Genomic DNA, 565 nt, shown 5'->3' on the forward strand with positions numbered 1-565 from the left:
CGCGCGCGCTCGGCCTGACCGCGCGCCATCTCGCCTATGTCATCTACACCTCCGGATCAACCGGAACCCCAAAGGGCGTCATGGTCGAGCATGCCAGCACCGTCAATCTGCTGCATTGGAGCAGCGGCGTGTTTGCGGACTCCGAGATCAGCCGCACGCTGTTTTCTACCTCGATCAGTTTTGATCTGTCCGTCTATGAGTGCTTCGTTCCGCTGTCGCAAGGAAGCACGCTGTATCTTGTCGAGGATGCGCTGGCGCTGGCGCAGACGCCCTTGGATGTCTCGTTGATCAACACGGTCCCCTCGGCGATCGCCGCTCTGGTCGACCAGAAAGCGGTGCCGGCTTCGACAAGCGTTATCAATTCATGCGGGGAGCGGCTGAAGGCAGATCTGATCGAGAGGGTCTTCGAGAGCAGCGGCGTAGAGAAGATCTGTAATCTGTACGCTCCTTCCGAGACGACGACGTACTCGACCTGGATTTGCATGCCGAGGGGAGAGGCTGTCGTCGAGACGATCGGGCGTCCGATTGCCAACACGCGGGTGTATCTTCTGGACGGGCATGGTGG

The 565-nt window shown here is 60.0% G+C and carries 1 protein-coding gene; it reads left to right on the top strand.

The annotated features are described in order from the left end of the window. Positions 1–41: 41 nt before the first annotated feature. Positions 42–565: AMP-binding protein (locus EOC06_RS38365; protein ID WP_245470473.1), on the top strand; the 524-nt coding region annotated here is incomplete at its 3' end.

It is taken from the genome of Mesorhizobium sp. M7A.F.Ca.MR.362.00.0.0 (assembly GCF_004023175.1).
Classification (GTDB): domain Bacteria; phylum Pseudomonadota; class Alphaproteobacteria; order Rhizobiales; family Rhizobiaceae; genus Mesorhizobium.